The 20233-nt window shown below is 30.6% G+C and carries 17 protein-coding genes; 16 read left to right on the top strand and 1 reads right to left on the bottom strand.

Annotated elements, in window-relative coordinates:
• Positions 1-307 precede the first annotated feature (307 nt).
• The 15 genes from recR (at position 308) to CDLVIII_RS28945 (ending at position 18329) form a co-directional block, all read left to right on the top strand.
• The gene (gene recR, locus CDLVIII_RS29015) at positions 308-904 is read left to right on the top strand and encodes a recombination mediator RecR (RefSeq protein ID WP_035302665.1); all 597 of its coding nucleotides are present in this window, start codon (positions 308-310) and stop codon (positions 902-904) included.
• Between the two features lie 223 nt (positions 905-1127).
• Positions 1128-1403 (top strand): YaaL family protein, encoded by a 276-nt coding sequence (locus tag CDLVIII_RS29010; RefSeq protein ID WP_009173043.1) that lies wholly within the window; start codon positions 1128-1130, stop codon positions 1401-1403.
• 21 nt (positions 1404-1424) lie between these two features.
• Positions 1425-1694 carry a pro-sigmaK processing inhibitor BofA family protein gene (locus CDLVIII_RS29005; protein WP_009173042.1) on the top strand — a complete coding sequence of 90 codons (270 nt, stop codon included), beginning with the start codon at positions 1425-1427 and terminating at the stop codon, positions 1692-1694.
• Between the two features lie 342 nt (positions 1695-2036).
• The gene (locus CDLVIII_RS29000) at positions 2037-3395 is read left to right on the top strand and encodes a CHAP domain-containing protein (protein WP_009173041.1); all 1359 of its coding nucleotides are present in this window, start codon (positions 2037-2039) and stop codon (positions 3393-3395) included.
• Positions 3396-3590: 195 nt separating this feature from the next.
• A complete protein-coding gene (locus tag CDLVIII_RS28995) occupies positions 3591-5618 on the top strand; it encodes a M13 family metallopeptidase (protein WP_009173040.1) in 2028 nt (675 codons plus the stop codon).
• 115 nt (positions 5619-5733) lie between these two features.
• Positions 5734-5910 (top strand): hypothetical protein, encoded by a 177-nt coding sequence (locus CDLVIII_RS31710; RefSeq protein WP_009173039.1) that lies wholly within the window; start codon positions 5734-5736, stop codon positions 5908-5910.
• Between the two features lie 914 nt (positions 5911-6824).
• Positions 6825-7751 carry an ABC transporter permease gene (locus tag CDLVIII_RS28985; protein ID WP_009173038.1) on the top strand — a complete coding sequence of 309 codons (927 nt, stop codon included), beginning with the start codon at positions 6825-6827 and terminating at the stop codon, positions 7749-7751.
• Between the two features lie 16 nt (positions 7752-7767).
• Positions 7768-8712, top strand: a complete 945-nt coding sequence (locus CDLVIII_RS28980; RefSeq protein ID WP_009173037.1) for an ABC transporter permease — start codon at positions 7768-7770, stop codon at positions 8710-8712.
• A 14-nt stretch (positions 8713-8726) separates the two neighbouring features.
• Positions 8727-9734, top strand: a complete 1008-nt coding sequence (locus CDLVIII_RS28975; RefSeq protein WP_009173036.1) for an ABC transporter ATP-binding protein — start codon at positions 8727-8729, stop codon at positions 9732-9734.
• Positions 9734-10714 carry a dipeptide ABC transporter ATP-binding protein gene (locus tag CDLVIII_RS28970; RefSeq protein ID WP_009173035.1) on the top strand — a complete coding sequence of 327 codons (981 nt, stop codon included), beginning with the start codon at positions 9734-9736 and terminating at the stop codon, positions 10712-10714. Before CDLVIII_RS28975 ends, CDLVIII_RS28970 begins: the two co-directional genes overlap by 1 nt.
• A 104-nt stretch (positions 10715-10818) precedes the next feature.
• Positions 10819-12483, top strand: coding sequence for a peptide ABC transporter substrate-binding protein (locus CDLVIII_RS28965; protein WP_009173034.1), 1665 nt, complete (start codon positions 10819-10821; stop codon positions 12481-12483).
• Between the two features lie 384 nt (positions 12484-12867).
• Positions 12868-14370 carry a carboxypeptidase M32 gene (locus CDLVIII_RS28960; protein WP_009173033.1) on the top strand — a complete coding sequence of 501 codons (1503 nt, stop codon included), beginning with the start codon at positions 12868-12870 and terminating at the stop codon, positions 14368-14370.
• Positions 14371-15090: 720 nt separating this feature from the next.
• Positions 15091-15999, top strand: coding sequence for a D-2-hydroxyacid dehydrogenase (locus CDLVIII_RS28955; protein WP_009173032.1), 909 nt, complete (start codon positions 15091-15093; stop codon positions 15997-15999).
• Positions 16000-16018: 19 nt separating this feature from the next.
• A complete protein-coding gene (locus CDLVIII_RS28950; protein ID WP_009173031.1) occupies positions 16019-17275 on the top strand; it encodes a DUF1015 family protein in 1257 nt (418 codons plus the stop codon).
• A gap of 781 nt (positions 17276-18056) precedes the next feature.
• The gene (locus tag CDLVIII_RS28945; RefSeq protein ID WP_009173030.1) at positions 18057-18329 is read left to right on the top strand and encodes a hypothetical protein; all 273 of its coding nucleotides are present in this window, start codon (positions 18057-18059) and stop codon (positions 18327-18329) included.
• Positions 18330-18563: 234 nt separating this feature from the next.
• On the opposite strand, the gene CDLVIII_RS28940 is transcribed toward CDLVIII_RS28945, so the two are convergent.
• Positions 18564-19337 (bottom strand): helix-turn-helix transcriptional regulator, encoded by a 774-nt coding sequence (locus CDLVIII_RS28940; RefSeq protein WP_009173029.1) that lies wholly within the window; start codon positions 19335-19337, stop codon positions 18564-18566.
• A gap of 328 nt (positions 19338-19665) precedes the next feature.
• On the opposite strand from CDLVIII_RS28940, the gene CDLVIII_RS28935 reads away from it, so the two are divergent.
• Entirely contained in the window at positions 19666-20151 is a 486-nt protein-coding gene (locus CDLVIII_RS28935; RefSeq protein WP_009173028.1) for a hypothetical protein, read from the top strand.
• The last annotated feature ends 82 nt before the right edge of the window (positions 20152-20233 follow it).

Below are 20233 nucleotides of genomic sequence, written 5' to 3'. Positions count from 1 at the left end.
ATTGTTGGATAATCTACAGTACTGTATGCTTTTTAAATATGCAATTTTCTGGAGATTTAATCATTATTAAATCTAAATTTAAAGAAGAATGAATTGAAAATGAACAGTATATAATTAACAATGAAGAAAGAAGAAAGGCGTGCAGCTTTAAAAAATGAAATTTTAAAAATTCCAGAAGAGAATTTTATATGAAATTGTGCATTATCAATTGTTAATTGTCAATTGAAGTATTGCGTAGTTATTTTATTCTTAATAAATGCGTATAAATTATGTTCAAATATAAAGAAAAAGGGGAAGGTTAATAATGATGGAATTTTATCCAGTAGCCATAGAAAAATTAATAGAGGAATTCGCAAAGTTACCAAGCATAGGGCAAAAAACAGCCCAGAGATTGACATTACATATTTTAAATCTTCCAGATGATGAAGTAAAAGAATTTGCAAATGCTCTAGTTCAAGCAAGAGGAACAATTAAGTATTGCTCTGTGTGCGGAAACTTCACAGATAAGGATCCATGCCCATTATGTGAAAATCCAAACAGGGATAAGGGAACTATATGTGTTGTAGAGCAGCCTAAGGATATTATGACCATGGAGAAAGTCAAGGAATATAATGGGGTATATCATGTATTACATGGAAACATATCTCCAATGCAAGGCAGAGGACCACAAGATATAAAAATTAGAGAACTGGTTGCAAGAATGAATGAAGATGTAAAGGAAGTAATACTCGCAACTAATCCTAATATAGAAGGCGAAGCGACTGCTATGTATATCTCTAAAATACTTAAGCCTTTAGATGTTAAAGTAACTAGAATTGCGGCAGGAATACCTGTAGGCGGAGATTTGGATTATGCAGATGAAGTTACATTGTCCAAAGCATTAGAGGGAAGAAAAGAGTTATAAAAATAGAGGAACCTAAAAAAATTAGGTTCCTAAGAAAAAAAGTGTTACATAGATGGGAGTTAGAAGTTTTTGTCTGACATGAGTGAAAAGCTTCTTATACCTTATAATATACAAAATAATTAAAAAAATGTTACAAAATTAAGCAAAAATATAAATTTATATCATGTATATTTTTACCAACAAATGGATAGAATGGTAATAAGAAGTTTTTGGAGGGATTTACATGAAAAAAAATATTGTAGAATACCTGATGAACAAGGCTGATGATTCTGATATGTATACCAAATTGATAGAAGATATGGAAATTGCAAAGATGGAAATAGATGTTGCACGCAGCATGTTTAATAATGTTAACGATGATAAATTGATAGAAGTAGCAATTTATTCAGAAAATGTTGCGAGAAAGAGATATGATTATCTGTTATCATTAGCAAGAGAAAGAGGAATAAGAGTGGGGAATAATTATGTAGCAGGAAATAATGCACAGATAGCTGAGTAAAGAAAATGGGGAGCGTTAAAAATGGAGGTACAATATTTAATTTATGGATTGGTAGGAATAATTGTATTATTTTTTGTATTAAAACTCCTAAAATGGCCAATAAAAATAATTATAAATGGAGTAATAGGTGTTGTTATATTATATATAGCAAATTTTATAATTGCCAATCTTAGTTTAGTGGGAATAAATACTAATTTTTCATTAGCAATCAATCCAATTACGGCATTAATTGCAGGATTTTTTGGAGTTCCTGGTGTTATTGTCTTAATTATAATAGGATTATTTTTGTGATTAAGTCTGGGGAATTTGTATTAGAGGAAATTAGGGTGTTTCAAAATTTAATAATTATAAATATAAAATTACCTGTTAAGTGATTATAAAAAACATTCATAAGCACTTGACAGGTTTTTGTTATTGTTCCAAAAAAAGATTTACGCGCTACGTAGTAACGGTATATTACTATTATATCTTTCACTTGTTATTTTTTCTTATATGCCGTAATATTTAATGTATGGGATTAATTTGTTTTTACAGCCTTAAACTGGGAAATTGTTGATAAATTAATGGATGAAACATTATATTACATAAGATTAATAAGTTGTAAAATTAATTTATAAAGAGGGGTAGCAGCGAGTGAAACGAGAACTTTTGAGAAAAATAATAGCCGTTGGAATGACAACACTGATAGTTTCAAGTTTAAATTATATGCCGGCATCAGCAAAATGGATTAGTAATTCAAATAATAGCTGGAATTGGACGGAAGACGGTATCAAGGCCACTGGATGGAAGAACATAGATAATAAGTGGTATTATTTTGATGAAAACGGAATAATGCTTACAGGCTGGATTAAGTACAGCCAAAATTGGTATAGCTTATCAAATGATGGAGCTATGAATACAGGATGGAAGAATATTTCTGGAAAGTGGTATCACTTTGACGCTGATGGGAAAATGAGTACTGGATGGATTAATGACAATGGTAACCGGTATTTTATGGAGTCAAGCGGGGAAATGGTAACAGGATCTCTTAATATTGATGGAATCGTATATAATTTTTCGGATAATGGGCAATTAATAAAGGATGAAAATTCAGATAAAGAAAATCAAAGTGCACCACCAGTAGCTCAAGATAGTACGAGTGGGGCTAAGCCACGTATAGCTTATGTTACGACTAATAGTGATTCACTAAATGTCCGTGCAGAAGCAACGACTTCATCAGATATTATAGGAAAACTGGCAAAAGGTATGCAAGTTAGTATTATAGATGATGCTAAAGGCGGTTTTTATCCTTTAATGTTAAACGGACGAAAGGGTTGGGTTAGCTCTGATTGGATTAGCTTTAAGGAAAACGATAATTCTACAACATCTAATAGTACAAGTCCTAATGGAGATTCTAGTGGAAGTTCTAACGTAAATCCTTCAGATGCTAGTAATGGTAACGATAATAAAAGTAACGACGATAACAAAAGTGATGATAATAATAACAAAAGTGATGGTAATAATAATGATAAAAATGTAAAAGAGGTTTCTTTAGGTGGAATAAGAACCACAGAACCGAGCTTAAATAGTAAGTATTATTATTCTGATGATAATATTTTTTATAAAGTAAAATTATCGCCACCATTTTATAGTGGAGGAAGTCAAATTAAGGGAAATTGTACATGGTATGCATGGGGACGTGCTTGGGAAATCACAGGAACTAAGCCTACAGATGCCGGACTTATAGGAAATGCTTACGAATGGTGGAATGCAAATAAAAATAGTGGAAAATATCAATACGGCTCAGAGCCTAGAGTTGGAGCTATTGCAGTATGGAAGTCTGGTCTGCCAAACTCTGGGGGAAGTGGACATGTAGCTGTAGTAGAAAAAATTGATAATGGAAAAGTTTATATATCAGAATCTACATGGAATGGAGTAACTTTTAGATACAGGGATTTATATGAAACTGATTATTTATATGGTTATATCTATTTGGACAAGCCAAATTATTAAAATAGTGTGAAGAATTTTAATAGTTAGGTTAATAAGCAGAAAAGCTTTAAGCAAAGCCGCATAACTATAAGGTGGAGATATAAGTATTAAGTGAAGTTCTTCACTTGGTGGATACATAGATAGATCAGGTACAATAAAAAATAATATTCTTTCGTGTGCCTAACTATTAAGGTCTATGCTGGAAGGAGTTTAACCATGAAAAAAATAAAGAAATTAAGAGTAGCAGCAAGTATGGCAATATTCACGCTAATCATGTCCTTATCTTCATATACTGTTGCATTTGCAGATGAAACAAGTACTGGGAGCAAAAATCAGGAGATTAGGCTGCAAGATGATTTTTATGATGCAATAAACAACAATTGGCTTAATTCTGCAAAGATTGAACAAGGTAAATCAACTGAATCTACTTTTGAGGATGTTAATGATAAGGTGGAAAATCAAATAAAGGACATAATAAATGGGCTGATTGCTAATAAAAGCCAGTATGGTGAAAATAGCGATGAAAAGAAAATAATAAATTTATATAATAATACTCTGAATGTGGGAGCAAGAAATACAGAAGGTATAAAGCCTGTTAAAGATATCTTAGATGAGATTAAAGCAGCACAAACAATTGATGATATCACAAAAATGTGGAGTGATAAGAAAATAATGAATTCAACAATACAGTTTTCCGTAGAGAGAGACATCAAGAATGTTTCAACTAATATATTATATATAGATTCTACAGTGCTTAGTTTAGGAGATTCTGATGAATACACTAAGCCTACTGAGATTATAGCTAAAACCAAGAAACTCACAGAAGACTATTATAATAAACTTTTAGTGCTCAGTGGATATTCGCAGGAAGAAGCAAAAACAAAAGTTGATAACATGTTTAAGTTTGAAGGAATGATAGCTGAAAATATTATGGGAAGACAAGAAAAGGCTGCAAGTACAAACTTAATTGACACTATTTATAATGAATATACATTAAGTGAATTGAATAATTTGGCACCAAATTTAAATTTACCTGTTGTTATGAAAGATTTAGGAGTAGATAAAGCCAATAAAATAATTTTAGAGGATCCAAAATGGTTAAAGGCATTTAATGATATGTATACTCAGGAAAATCTACCTCTTATAAAAAATTATATGGAAATTGTAAATTTGGTTAATGCTTCAGATTATTTAAGTGAAGATTTTGAGAATGCAAATAAAGAGTATGCCAATGAGCTGCTTGGAATAAGTGGAGCTACGCCAAAAGAAGATGACGCTGTCAGCAATGTAAACTCTATGATGGGCATGGCTATAGGAAAGATTTATGCAGAAAGATATGTTTCACAAAAGACCAAAGAAGATGTAGAAAGCATGGTTAAAGAAGTAGTAGATGTTTATAAGAAGCGAATAAATAATCTTGATTGGATGAGTGAAGCAACCAAAAAGAATGCAATTGATAAACTGGACAAATTAAATATAAGAATAGGATACCCAGATAAGTGGGTTGATTATTCAAAGGTAGATATTAAATCTTATGAAGAAGGCGGTTCGCTTTTTGATAATGCAATATCACTAAGGATTTCTGCACAGGATGAGAAATTTAATAAGATAAATCAACCAGTGGATAAGAATGATGATTTCAAGCCTCAAACAGTTAATGCGTTTTATGGACCGACAGAAAATGCAATTATTATACCAGGTGGAATAATTCAAGGTCATTTTTATGATCCGAATGCATCTAAAGAAACAAACCTAGGTGGAATTGGTGTAATTATAGGACATGAGATAAGTCATGCTTTTGATAATACTGGAGCTCAATATGATGCAGATGGAAATCTGAAGAATTGGTGGACTGATGAAGATTATAAGGAATTCACTAAAAGAACTCAAAAGGTAGTGAATTTTTATAGTCAAATTGAAGCACTACCAGGTGAGATGCTTGATGGGAACATTACTGCTGGGGAAAATATTGCAGATATTGGAGGAGCATCTTGTTTATTAGATATATTAGCTGGAATGGACAAGCCTGATTATAAAACATTTTTTCAAAGTTATGCTGTTACTTGGCGTCAAATAACAACCAAGGAATATGCAGAATATGCATTAAAGGTGGATGTTCATTCCCCTAATAAGGTCAGAGTAAATGCGGTATTAGCCCAATTCCAAAAATTCTATGATACCTATGGAATTACAGAGAAAGATGGCATGTATATAAAGCCAGAAGATAGGGTCGGAATTTGGTAAATAAACTTTAAGTAGTAGAAGAATTAAATATACTTGTTACTTGCATAGTTTGACATTCTGGGACTTTAGGTTAAAATATTAAATTAGTATATGAAAAAGGAGCAGTGATGTTATTATGCCAGCAGGAAATGGAGTAAATTGTGGAGATTGTCCAGAATTAAAATCTGGAAAGTGTGATGGAAAAGATTTAACTTGTTTATGCTATAAGTGTCCAAGAAAATTAGGACAATGTATGTGCGTTAAATATTGTAGAGAAACAGAATCGGTATTATATTTTGATGAAGATAATTAACAAAATATAGATAATATAAATGTCAAAAGAGGTATATATGATAAATTCGTATATGCCTCTTTTTGAACAATGAAATTGTAAGAAAAACAAATCATGAAATGCTGATTAAATCTACAGTGATTAAAGATAAGCAAATTGACAATGAACAGTAGTGTTCATTGTGAAATTATAATTTATAATTAGTAAAGTAAAGAATTAGGAAAGGGATAAATAAGTTGTTGGAGTAGAGTATCCTAGTAAATCCGGATATAAGTTTTGAGGAAAATAAATTAATTCTCATGCGCTATTTGTGGTGAGATTTTTTATGTATGGGAAAATAGGCCGTGCAAGCATGTTACTTGATATATTGTAAATATCCGTATAAGAATATGGCATTGGTGAAAATCAATAAGCATATAAAAGCTGATAAATCTGCAGACTATTTTGTCCTGCAATACAAAAAAACAATTGATAAATTATAAAAAAATGGTAGAATATCTAATAAATGATAAAATAAACGAATAAATATTTTGAATAAAGCATATAAAAAAACAAGATTAAATTAATATGAATAATAGGAATAGTGCGTATAACAGAATTATATATAAAATTATGAATTTATTAAATTTAAATAAAATATTGACACAAATAAATAAAAATATTATTATAATTGTATTATGTTAATACATAGTTAAATTTTATTATATAAAAATTAAAAAATTGATTAATGATTAATTAGAATAACAACGGAGTTATTGAACAAATTAAGAGATGTGTTTAATGACTCCTTATATGTTATATGTTTTGATAAACATGGAAGCGCTTCCAAGCATAACGACATATTAATAAAATGTTTTCTAAATTTAAATTAGAAACATTGTAATAAATTAAACACTATTAATTCATACATAAAGAAAAAAGAAGGAGAGAAATATATGTTAAAATATATTGGAAAGAGATTTCTTATAAGCCTGTTAACAATATGGGTTGTAATAACAGCAACATTTTTTCTAATGAGGCTTATGCCTGGGGGTCCATTTGATGGAGATAAGATGTTGGCTCAAGTTAAGGCGAATATGGAAGCAAAATATGGACTTGATAAGTCTTTACCAGAGCAATATGCTATGTATTTGAAAAATTTGACTCATGGAGACTTTGGTGAATCAATGGTTTTCCCAGGAAGAGAAGTATCAGATACAATAACTAAGTCATTCCCAGCATCGGCTGAAATAGGTGCAGTAGCAATAATTATGTCGATAGTAGGAGGGATACTGCTTGGAACACTTGCGGCGCTTAAAAATGGAAGATGGCCGGATAGGCTGGTGGTGTTCTTGGCAACTCTTTGTATTACAATACCAAGCTTTGTAATAGGTGCAGTATTAATCTATGTGGTGGGTGTTAAGTTTGAATTATTACCACCAACAGGGTTCGGTGAATGGAAAAATGATATTATGCCAGCTATAGCATTGGGGGCAGCATCATTATCATTTATCACAAGACTTACGAGAAGTAAATTAATAGATGTTTTAAAGGCAGATTATATAAGAACTGCAAAAGCTAAAGGTCTAAGTAGGACAACTATTATATTTAAGCATGGCTTAAGGAATTCATTAATTCCAATAGTAACATATGTTGGACCATTAATAGCCGATATATTAACAGGGGCATTTGTAACTGAAAAAATTTTTGCAATACCGGGACTTGGCAATGAATTTGTTCAGTCAGTCTCAAATAGAGATTATAGTATGCTCCTTGGAGTAACTGTGTTCTATTGTTCAATGTTAATATTTTTTACATTCATAGTAGATATACTATATGTATTAATTGATCCTAGAATAAAATTACAAAATGCAGAAGTTTAGGAGGAGAAAAGAAAAAATGGAAAATCAAATTAAAATAGAAAAGGAATTATTTACTCCTCTAAGTGCAGAAGAAAAAAAAGTAAATGTAATTGTCAGACCTAGTGTAGGATATTGGAAAGATGCTTGGATGAGATTAAAAAGAGATAAAATGGCACTTATGTCTTTAATGGTAGTAATAGCAATAGTTTTAGCTGCAATTATTGTTCCTATGTTATCGAAGTATGATTATGCAGCAAATGATTTATCGCAAACATATTTACCACCTTCTGCAGAACATTGGTTTGGAACAGATAATCTTGGAAGAGATTTATTTGTAAGAAATTTTTATGGTGCAAGATATTCATTATTGATTGCTGTTTTTTCAGCTATTATAAACTTATTTATTGGTGTATTATATGGCGGAATAGCAGGTTACTTCGGAGGAAAAGTAGATGCTGTATTAATGAGAATAGTGGATGTAATATATTCAATCCCATTAACTATATACGTAATAATATTTATGGCTATTTTAAATAAACCAGGATCTTCTGGAAGTGGACTTCTTACAATTGTTTTGGGACTCTCCATAACATATTGGATTAGTATGGCCAGAATAATAAGAGGTGATGTACTTCAATTAAAGCAACAGGAATTTGTTCTTGCGGCAAAATCTTTAGGAGCATCAAATATTCGAATATTAGCAAGACACTTAATTCCAAACTGTATAGGATCAATAATGGTTACATTAACTCTATTAATTCCACAAGCTGTATTTGCAGAAGCATTCTTAAGCTTTATAGGTCTTGGAATTGCAGCACCAAGAGCATCTCTTGGAACTTTAGCTAATGAAGCAATGCAGGGAATTTACACTTATCCTTATCAATTATTATTTCCAGCAGCCATGATCTGTTTAATAATATTATGTTTTAACCTTTTTGGTGATGGATTAAGTCAGGCATTAGATCCAAAGAATAAGAGATAGGAGGTAGTATAGCGATGGAAAAATTATTAGAAGTAAAAAACTTAGAAACCTCCTTCAAAACCAGTGCAGGTGAAGTGCATGCAGTAAGAGGTGTAACATTTGACCTAGAAAAAGGAGAAGCATTAGGTATAGTTGGAGAATCAGGTTGTGGTAAAAGTGTTACTATGATGTCAATAATGAGATTGCTGGCTGATAACGGAAGACTTGCAGGAGGGGAAATATACTTTAATGGTAAGAATCTTTCTGATGTTAAGGAATCAATGATGGAAAATATAAGAGGTAATGACATAGGAATGATATTCCAAGATCCTATGACATCTTTGAATCCGGTATATACAATTGGAGATCAATTGATGGAACCTCTATTAAAACATAAAAAAGTAAGTAAGGCAGAAGCGAGAAAAGAAGCTATAAAAATGCTTGGAATGGTCGGAATACCAAGTCCGGAAAAGAGAATGAAGCAATATCCTCATGAATTTTCAGGTGGTATGAGACAAAGAGCAATGATTGCTATGAGCTTAATTTGTCAGCCTAAGCTTATCATAGCCGATGAACCTACAACAGCGTTAGATGTTACAATTCAAGCTCAAATCCTTGATTTGATGAAAGACTTAAAGGAAAAGCTTGATACGGCAATAATATTAATAACTCATGATTTGGGAGTAGTTGCGGACGTATGTTCGAGAATAAATGTAATGTATGGTGGAATAATAGTAGAGACAGGAACTACTGAGGATATATTCTATAGAGGAAAGCATCCATATACTTGGGGACTTTTAAGAAGTGTTCCAAACCCTAAGGAAGATGTTAAAGAAAGACTTATTCCAATTGAAGGGCAGCCACCAGATTTATTAAATCCACCAGTTGGATGTCCATTTGCTGCTAGATGCGATTATGCTATGAAAATTTGCATTCAAAAGCAGCCACCGTTATTTGAATTGGGAGAAAAGCATCAGGCAGCATGCTGGTTATGTCATCAAGATGCACCAAAAGTTGAATCACCTATAAGGAGGATGAAGTAGTGGAAGCTAAAAAAGAAGTAATCTTAGAAGTTAAAGACTTATGCAAATACTTCCATGCAAAGAAGGGCATATTTGGTGGGAATAGTTATGTTAAGGCAGTAGATAGAGTTTCTTTTACACTTAATAAGGGAGAAACTTTAGGACTTGTTGGAGAATCTGGATGCGGTAAGACTACTACAGGAAGAACAATATTGAAACTTTATGAGCCAACGTCAGGACAAATAATATTTAATGGAAAAGATATTACAAAAAGTTCTGTAAAAGAAATGGTTCCATTAAGAAAAGAAATGCAAATGATTTTCCAAGATCCATATGCATCATTAGACCCAAGAATGACTGTCGGAGATATAATTGGAGAAGCAATTGATATTCATAAATTGCTAACAGGTGAAGAGAGAACTGAAAGAATAAGAAGTCTATTGTCGAAAGTTGGTCTTGCAGGAGATCATATAAATAGATATCCTCATGAATTTTCAGGAGGACAAAGACAAAGAATTGGTATAGCAAGAGCTCTTGCCGTAGAACCATCATTAATAGTCTGTGATGAACCAATTTCGGCTCTTGATGTTTCTATACAGGCACAGGTTATAAACATGCTTGAAGAACTTCAAGAAGAATTAGGATTAACTTATTTGTTTATAGCCCATGACCTTTCAATGGTTAAACATATATCAACTCATATTGGAGTTATGTATCTTGGAAGAATGGTTGAAAGAGGAGAAAGTAATAAGGTGTATTCAGAAGCTTTACATCCATACACTCAAGCATTACTTTCAGCTGTACCTATACCAGATCCAGATATAGCAAAGAATAACAAAAGAATAGTATTAGAAGGTGATATACCATCACCTATAGATCCTCCACCAGGATGTAGATTTAAAGGTAGATGCAGATGTGCTAAACCAATCTGTTCAGAGATTGATCCTGAATTAAAGGAAGTTAAACCGGGGCATTTTGTGGCATGTCATTTATATGACTAAAAAATAAAAATAAGTAATTTGCTATTATGCTGTTAATAAGTTTTAGAAATAACAACTTAAACAGTTATTATATAATCAATATTTAAATTAAGGGGGAAATATCAATGAAAACAAGCAAAATAAAAAAATTATTTGCAGTGTCTTTAGCAGCTACATTATCGCTTTCAGTTTTAGCTGGTTGTGGTGGCTCTAAATCTTCTGATAAATCAGGCTCAACTGCAGACAAACAAGAAGTAATTTATAATTTAGGTTCTGATCCAAAGACTATAGATCCAGGATTAAATGCAGCGGTTGACGGATCAATTGTAGTATCAAACCTTTTTGAAGGGCTTGAAAAATTAGATGACAATGATAAAGCAATTCCAGGTCAAGCTGAAACATATGATGTATCTGACGATCAATTAACTTATACTTTCCACTTAAAGAAAGACCTTAAATGGTCAAATGGAGATCCAGTTAAGGCAAGTGATTTCGTATATGCATGGAAGAGAGTAATAGATCCAGCAACAGCTGCTGAATATTCATATCAAATGTACTACATTAAAGGTGCAGAAGCAGCTAATACTGGAAAAGGATCTATGGATGATGTAGGAATAAAGGCACCTGATGATAATACATTAGTAGTTACATTAGCAGGACCATGTGCATACTTCCCAGAATTAACAGCATTCCCATGCTATTATCCACTAGATGAAAAAGCTGTATCAAGTAATAAAGATTGGGCTACTGATGCAAAATCTTATGTATCAAATGGACCTTTCAAATTAACAGATTATAAGATTAAGGATCAATTAGTACTAGAAAAGAATGATAACTATGAAGCTAAAGACGACGTTAAGCTTTCAAAAGTAACTATGAAGATGGTTTCTGAACCAACATCAGCTTGGGCAAGTTATAAAGCTGGCCAATTTGATATGGTAGATGCAGTTCCAACATCAGAAGTTCAAGGTGCAATACAAGATAAAACTGCTACTAATTTTAAAATGTTAGGTTTAGCTTATATTTCACTAAATGTTTCTGATAAAGCTGCAGCTGTAGATCCAAATGCTGCTAAAGTTTTAAGTAATTTAAAATTCAGGCAGGCATTAAATCTTGCTATAGACAGACAATCACTTGTTGACAATGTAGTTAAAACTGGTAATACACCAGCTCACAGTTATGTTCCAGAAGGAATGACTGGTCCAGACGGAAAAGATTTTGCAAGTAAAAACTATTTTGATCCAAAGGGTAATATAGATGAAGCTAAGAAATTATTAGCAGAAGCTGGATATCCAGATGGTCAAGGATTACCACCACTTGTAGTAATGTATAATCCAGAAGGTGGAGTAAATGGTCCTGTATATCAAGCTATTCAAGATATGTGGAAAAAAATTGGTGTAAATGTAGAACTTCAATCTCAAGAATGGAAAGTATTCCAAAACACAAGAATTGCAAAACAATATGAAATAGCAAGAGATGCATGGACAGCTGACTACACTGACCCAATGACATTCTTAGATATGTTCTTATCAAATTCAGATAATAACAATCCAGGATATAATAACCCAGAATACGATAAAACAATTCAAGCTGCAAAGCAAGAAAAAGATGCTAATAAGAGAATAGATTTAATGCACCAAGCTGAAGATATGTTAATGGCAGACCAATCAGTTATCCCATTATACTATCAAGTACAAGTAAAGGGAGTAAAAGATTATGTTAAAGGTGTAAAAGTATCTCCACTTGGTCAAGTATACTTCACTAAAGCATATATAGAAGGTAAAAAATAATTCTAACTTAAAATAGAATTAAATATAGTTAATAAAAAGAGGTTATTTCAAATATAGATTATATATTTGAAAATAGCCTCTTTTTGCTTTATGAAATGCATAATTTTTGTGATAGAGTAGGTGTTATGTATTTTGGATCAAGGCTAGAATTAACACATAAAGAAGAATTAGTTTCTTATAATTTTATTCATAACTAAGTTTTGGATGAATTAGTTAATTTGAAATAGATAAAGCCTTTAACAATTCATCTTTAAAGGTTCTCTGTATAAAATATTTATAATTTTTGGTGAAGATATCTACTTAAAACTTAATAAATATATCAATATAATGAGTCAACTTTATAGATAAGGTATATATATTTAATAGAAGAGGAGGTAGATATAGTTGAAGGAAGAAGTAAATAGAAAATTAAATAAAGTACGGGAGCATATTACTAAAATTGAAAGCCTTATTAAAATGTTAAATCTTGCTTATTGGGATATGAAAATAACTATGCCTTCGAAAGCATTAGAGCAGAGATCAGTTACAATGGGAATTGTAGCAGAAGAAATTTTTAAATTATCAACAGGAATTGCAGTAGAAGAGTTTATTAAATATTTTGAACCTATTAATAATGAACTGTCTGAAATAGACAAAGCAATGATTCGTGAAATGAAGAAAGTATATGACGAAGCAAGTAAAATTCCAGCAAATATGCATATGGAATTTACTATTGCTGTAGCTTTATCAGAAGCTGCTTGGGAAGAAGCAAGGAAAAAGGATGATTTTAAAATATTTGAACCTCATTTAGAGAAAATGGTGGACTTTAAAAGACAACTTGCTGAATACTACGGTTATAAAGAAAATAGATATGATGCACTGCTTAATCAATATGAAGAAGGTATGACTGTAAGAAAATTAGATAAACTGCTTGATGAATTAAAGATTGGAGTACTAGAATTATTGGATTACGTTAAAAATAGCAAAAAGGAGATAGATAGAAAAAACATAAGTGGAAAATATGAAATAGAGAAACAAAAAAGGCTCAGTTTATTTTTATTAAATATGATCAAGTTTGATATGGAAGCAGGACGATTGGATGAAACTACTCATCCATTTACAATTGAAATTGGAAATAGAGATGTTAGAATAACAACTCACTATTATGAAAATGATCTGTTAGGAAATATTTTTAGTATTCTTCATGAAGGTGGGCATGGATTATATGAACAACACATACCAGATGAACTTCAAGGGACAGGACTAGAACATGGAGCTTCTGTAGGTATGCATGAATCTCAATCTAGATTTTATGAAAATATTATTGGAAAAAGCAGAGAGTTTTTAAGTGTTATCTTACCTTTTATTAAAATGCAGTTTGAAGATTTAAAAGATATAACTGTAGAGGAATTTTATGATTCAGTTAATTATGTTATTCCTTCTTTGATAAGGACAGGAGCAGATGAAGTAACGTATAATCTGCACATAATAATTAGATATGAGATTGAGAAGCAGCTAATAAATGAGGAAATTGAAGTTAAAGATTTACCAAGAATTTGGAATGAGAAATATAAAGAATATTTAGGAGTAGAACCTAAAAATTATAGTGAGGGAATTTTGCAGGATATACATTGGGCTTCAGGTCAGTTTGGATATTTTCCAACTTATGCACTAGGCAATATTTATGGAGGACAATTCCTCAATCAATTGCTAAAGGACAATGAAAATGCTATAAAAGATTTAAAATTTGGTGATTTAACATACATCAATAATTGGTTAAAGGATAATATTCATAAATATGGAGCTATATATACGCCAGAGGAATTAATTAAGAAAGTAACGGGAAAAGATATATCAACAAAATATTTCTTGAAATATTTAGAGTGTAAATATAAAAGTATATATTAAGTATTACTTATTTTAGTAAATTAAAGAGTTGTCTTGTTACAGATATGTTCTCTCTATGATGAATAGTTAAAATAATGAAATTGTCTATCATAAAAGAGAGCACATCTTATGCGAAAGGCAGCTTTTTTAATATTCATGGATATGTGAAGCTGTATAGGCCGTGATGATGAATTTATACTAGTGATTCCAATTAGCGTAAATGTTAAATAGGCATTCTAAAATTTTTAATGCAATTTATATAGTATGGATTAACATGCAAAATTACAGTAAACCATAATAAATATTTATTCATCAAAAATATTAAGATATTATAAACTAAGAAAAAATTATAATGCTTTTTGGAGAATTGTGTCCGTTTACAGAGAATAGGATATAAAAGCATAATCAAAATCATAATTTGGTCTGTAAAGTATTGAATTGAAAGCAAATAAGTAGTAGAATAAAACAAATGAGTTTTAAGTATATAAGATAAATATTATAAATTTAGAAACTAACAAATTACAACCATCATATAAGGACTTATACAATTGCAGGAATTTAAAAGTTATTAGGAAATATAGTAAAATTTAGATTTATGCTATTTTTTTAGCCCTACAATTCAGATGGTTTTAATAGGATATATGATTTTATAATACTTTATTTTTATATGTCTTAAATTCTTGTTGAATAAAAAAGAATATAAAGCAATAAGCAATTTAATAATCAAGGGGGATTCTTAAAATGATCAAAGTATTAACAAACGACGGATTAGAAAGTACAGCAATTGCGGCTCTAGAGACACTTGGGGCAGAAGTAGTCAATGAGCATTTTGGGCAGGATGTACTAGGAGAAAAATTAAAGGAATTTGATGCAGTAGTTATAAGATCAGCTACTAAGCTTACTTCAGATGTATTTGAAGTAGAAGCTGGTGGAAATTTAAAATTAGCAATCAGAGCAGGAGTTGGAATTGATAATATAGACATTCCAGCGGCTCAAGGAAAAGGAGTAACAGTTAGAAATACTCCAGCTGCAAGTTCAGATTCAGTTGCAGAACTTGCAATTGGACATATGTTTGCGCTTGCAAGATTTATTGCTATAGCTAATTATACAATGAGAAATGGTGAATGGAATAAAAAGAAGTATCAAGGAACTGAAATTGCAGGAAAAACACTTGGAATTATTGGAATGGGAAGAATAGGTCAATCTTTAGCTAAAAAAGCTACAGCTTTAGGCATGAAGGTTGTATATTACACAATTGAAGGAAAGCATGATGAGTTAACTTATGATTTTGTATCATTAGAAGAAGTATTAAAAACTTCAGACTTTATTTCACTTCATGTACCATATGATAAGAAGGCAGGTTCGTTAATAGGAAAGAAAGAATTGCAATTAATGAAGAATACAGCATACCTTATCAATTGTGCTAGAGGTAAAGTTGTTGATGAAGCAGCATTACTTGAAGCCCTTGATAACGGAGAAATTGCCGGAGCTGGTATTGATGTATTTGAAGAAGAACCAACTAAAAACGAAAAATTAATAAACCATGCAAAAGTAAGTGTTACACCACACATTGGGGCTGCAACTGAAGAAGCTCAAACAAGAATTGGTGAAGAAGTAGTTTCAGTAATTAAGGAATTCTTTAATCTATAGTATTTGGGAGGAATTTTGAATGGCAGTAATTAAAGCTTTTAAGGGAATAAGGCCGGTTAAAGAATTAGCCTCAAAAATAGCAGCTTTACCTTATGATGTAATGAGCAGCGAAGAAGCAAGAGAAATGGTAGTGGGAAATCCCCACTCATTTCTCCATGTTGATAGAGCTGAAATAGATTTAGACCCATCAATAGATATTCATGACCCAAAGGTGTATGAAAAGGCTAGGGATAATCTTTATGGAATGATTTCAGATGGAGAGTTTATTAAAGATGAAAAGCCTTGTCTTTATATATACAGACAGATTATGAATGGAAGATCTCAAACTGGAATAGTATTTTGTGCATCAATTGATGATTATATGAATAATGTCATAAAAAAACATGAATTTACTAGAGCAGATAAAGAGAAGGACAGAATTAATCATGTTGATTATTGTGATGCCAATACTGGTCCAATCTTCTTAACTTATAAAGAAGACCAAATCGCATCAGAAATAATAGATGCATGGATTCAAAATGAGAGCAAAAGAAAACCTGTATATAATTTTGTAGCTGAGGATGGAATAACTCATGTTGTATGGGTGGTAGATAATGATATTATAATAAACGAATTAATTGATTTGTTCAAAGAAATAGATTATCTATATATTGCAGATGGGCATCATAGATCAGCATCGGCTGTAAAAGTCGGACTTAAGAGAAGACAGCAAAATCCTAATTATACAGGAGATGAAGAATTTAACTACTTCTTAGCAGTTGCATTTCCAGATAATGATTTAATGGTTATGGACTATAATAGAGTTGTTAAAGACCTAAATGGCTTAACTAAAGATGAATTATTAGAAAAGCTTAAAGATAAGTTTAATATAATAGACTCAATGAGTAAAGAACCAGTTAAACCATCTAAAAAGCATACCTTTGGAATGTATGTAGAAGATAAATGGTATTTGCTTGAAGCAAAGGATGGAACCTATAATTCAGAAGATCCAATAGAGAGTCTTGATGTTGCAATCCTGCAAAATAACGTCTTAACGCCTATCTTAGGTATTGAAGATGTAAGAACATCAGATAGAATAGATTTTATTGGTGGAATAAGGGGACTTAAAGAACTTGAAAAAAGAGTTCATACTGATATGAAGATAGCATTCTCAATGTATCCAACTGAGGTTGGTGACATAATGAGTGTTGCAGATATTGGAGAAGTAATGCCTCCAAAATCAACTTGGTTTGAGCCTAAGTTGCGCAGTGGACTATTTATTCATGAATTAAAATAAATGTCCCCGTCAAAAAAAGATCGCCCAAGAAATAAAAAAGATTGACTACGTGGCGGAGCAGTACAGAAAAGAGAATAGAATAGAGAGCATAAAAGCGAGTAGAACACAGCCTTCGGGTCGGTTTTCTTAATTCGAATTTATGCTCTTTTTTTCGTTCATTTTATAGGCTCTTTTTAGTTTTTATTCAATTTTCCTTCATTATATATAGTCATACTTTTTTTAACGGCTCCTTCCTGGCTACTGCCCTTGTAATAGTAATGGTGAGCCTTTAGAGTTTTATTACCAGTTTCTTGCTTTATGCAATCTTTTTTTTACAGGAACATAGTTAGAAATTAAATTATGAATTAAAAAATGATTCGAGATAATAAAGATTGAATAAGAGAAAAATATTTATTTTTATAAATAGTGCTGAGAGCTGTTGATATAAAGGATGTAGGAGATTTTATGTAGTCAAATAGATAGTGCTATTATTTGGAAGTGAGAAGCGTAAAATAAAAAAGATTGATTATAGCAAAATATACATTAAATATCGCAAAAGAAAGCTTAAATATTGTAAAAAATAGATTGACTATTAGATAAAAAAGATTGGATGCAGTAAAAAAATGATTAACTAAAAATAATAAAGATTGCATAAGTGAAAATAAAGTTTGGTTAAAAATTAAAATAGTTTGAATGAAATTTATTTTTTATAAATTTTCTTAAATAATATAAATTTCGAGATAAACTTTAAGTGTAGTTAGAAGACTAACAAATTTATAAGATATTTTAAGGAGAGATAAGTATGTTAAAAGGTCCAAAGCGTTTTGTGAAGTGTGAAGGGATGAATCATTACAAGGTGACTGTTAATAATGGAGAGTGTACAATTTATTTTTGGTCAGATGCTCCAAGAAAAATAACTAAGGTATTATTAAGATTATGGTTCAAAAAATTTAGAAATAGTGGATATTATAATACAATGCAGGATTTCTTTGAAGAATGTGAATATAGACTAAAAGATAGTAGTGATGAAATAGAAAGATATATATCTTTAACTTTGGATGAAGTGATTCCTTGAGAGAGTAGATGATATTAGGTAATGGCTTAAAAAATAATTTTAAGAAATGAATAAATAAACTTGAAAAAATCCATAGTGTTTATTAATAATATAGATAGTGATAGTTAATAGATTTAATGGGCAGGAATTAATGTGTGTTGTTAAGCTTATAAGAGATATTGAATTATCGATAATGCTTCCTTTAGTAAAATAATATCAAATATAGAAAATAAGAGCATAGAAAGTTATATGCTCTTATTTTTTCTGCAAACTAGAAATTTCATGTTTTTCTAATAGTTCGTTTATTTTCAATTTAAAAGAATTAAAGACAAAATTAATTAATTCATCTATTTCATCAGGGCTAAAATCATCTAATCCATAATTAAGCACAGTGCTTGAATTTGCAGATCGTAGTATATCAACCAATGTTGAACGCAAAAGATTATTTATATCACCTAAAGAAAAGTTATCTTGTGATTGCATGTTGCTTGTGCGATTAAAATACTTATGAAAATCAAAATTATATACTGAATTTTCTCTAAGCCATGAATCATATGAAGCACTAATGTCATAATAAAGTTTATATGGATCAATTGAATCAGTTATAGAATTAATTATTTCTGGTTCCATTTTTTTTCGTCTTTCCAAGAAAGTGCTATCAAGCCCCAAATATTTGCCAACAGAATAATAACTATCTAATAAATCCGGTTTAGTGATATCGAAATTTACAAATATAGATTTTAAATCAGAATCGCTTAATTTACATTGCTTAACGAGTTCAGCATGAGAAATCCCTTTTTCATGAACTATATTAAGAAAAATTTCACCAATAAGATTAGGTCTTTCTAATAATTCAGATAATTCAGCGTGTAATGCCAATGCTATTTTTTCTAAAGTTTTATGAGTTGGATTTCGTTCACCTTTTTCTATTTGTGCAATATATTGCCCGCTCATGTGTATTCTTCTGCCTAATTCACGTTGGCTTATTTTAAATGATTCCCTAAGAATTTTTAAATTATCTTTTATCAAAAAATCACCTCCATAGTAGTATTTTAATACATCATTTCAAAGTTGTCAAATATAAAGTGTAGTGACAACTATTTGCTTTTTAAATGGTGAATAAAAGTATTTTGTTGTCATTACAAAAGTGTTGACAAAGAAAATGTCAACTGATAAAATGTCAACATAAACTAAAAAGGTTTAAATAAGGTTAGTTTTAAGTTAAGCCTTTTTTATAAGATTTTATTAATTGGAGGTGATAGATAAAATTAGAATAAATGAACTTTCTATATTAGAAGTAACTGCTAATATAGAAAAACTATTATACAAATAAATAAAAAGTAAGGAGATGTAATAAATGAATATAATATTTAAAAGAGAAAAAATCAAAGAAAATATATCCAATAGATTAAGGACATGGAATTTAGATGATATGTATTTAACAGATGATTATTACAACAATTGTAATAAAGAGGAGTTACAAGAAGTCTATGATTACAAATCAATGCATTCACTAGAATATTATTTTGATCAACTTGAAAAAGCAAAGAAGGAAATAAGAGGAATTTTTACAAGAGATGAAATACGAGCGATTATTGGTGAGAATAACAGTCATTTATGCAGCTTAGAGGATAAGAAGAAGTATTTTATAGAAAGTTGGTTTAACTATTACAGTACATTTAATTCAATGGAAAAAGGAAAAGTATTTTTAAAAAAATTAAATGAACTAACAGAGATGCAAGTTCATGCACTGACATGTATATGTAAAGAAATTAGAGGAGAATTCAACATTGAAGAGTTATTTGGATCTGTAGATGATGAAAGTGTATTTAGGCTTATTTAAAAAATGGTGAATATATGCAATTATATTCACCATAGGAGTTAACTAATGTAACTCTCTAAATCCCAATTTTAAGGGTATCATT

This window comes from Clostridium sp. DL-VIII (assembly GCF_000230835.1).
In the GTDB taxonomy this organism is placed as follows: Bacteria; Bacillota; Clostridia; order Clostridiales; family Clostridiaceae; genus Clostridium.
Note: the sequence above shows the minus strand (reverse complement) of the source record. Positions and strands in the feature narration are given on the sequence as shown.

Excerpts from the sequence above, each read along its gene's own strand:
- recR (WP_035302665.1), top strand. The coding sequence starts at position 308 with ATGGAATTTTATCCAGTAGCCATAGAAAAATTAATAGAGGAATTCGCA.
- CDLVIII_RS29010 (WP_009173043.1), top strand. The coding sequence starts at position 1,128 with ATGAAAAAAAATATTGTAGAATACCTGATGAACAAGGCTGATGATTCT.
- CDLVIII_RS29005 (WP_009173042.1), top strand. The coding sequence starts at position 1,425 with ATGGAGGTACAATATTTAATTTATGGATTGGTAGGAATAATTGTATTA.
- CDLVIII_RS28995 (WP_009173040.1), top strand. The coding sequence starts at position 3,591 with ATGAAAAAAATAAAGAAATTAAGAGTAGCAGCAAGTATGGCAATATTC.
- CDLVIII_RS31710 (WP_009173039.1), top strand. The coding sequence starts at position 5,734 with ATGCCAGCAGGAAATGGAGTAAATTGTGGAGATTGTCCAGAATTAAAA.
- CDLVIII_RS28985 (WP_009173038.1), top strand. The coding sequence starts at position 6,825 with ATGTTAAAATATATTGGAAAGAGATTTCTTATAAGCCTGTTAACAATA.
- CDLVIII_RS28980 (WP_009173037.1), top strand. The coding sequence starts at position 7,768 with ATGGAAAATCAAATTAAAATAGAAAAGGAATTATTTACTCCTCTAAGT.
- CDLVIII_RS28975 (WP_009173036.1), top strand. The coding sequence starts at position 8,727 with ATGGAAAAATTATTAGAAGTAAAAAACTTAGAAACCTCCTTCAAAACC.
- CDLVIII_RS28965 (WP_009173034.1), top strand. The coding sequence starts at position 10,819 with ATGAAAACAAGCAAAATAAAAAAATTATTTGCAGTGTCTTTAGCAGCT.
- CDLVIII_RS28955 (WP_009173032.1), top strand. The coding sequence starts at position 15,091 with ATGATCAAAGTATTAACAAACGACGGATTAGAAAGTACAGCAATTGCG.
- CDLVIII_RS28950 (WP_009173031.1), top strand. The coding sequence starts at position 16,019 with ATGGCAGTAATTAAAGCTTTTAAGGGAATAAGGCCGGTTAAAGAATTA.
- CDLVIII_RS28945 (WP_009173030.1), top strand. The coding sequence starts at position 18,057 with ATGTTAAAAGGTCCAAAGCGTTTTGTGAAGTGTGAAGGGATGAATCAT.
- CDLVIII_RS28935 (WP_009173028.1), top strand. The coding sequence starts at position 19,666 with ATGAATATAATATTTAAAAGAGAAAAAATCAAAGAAAATATATCCAAT.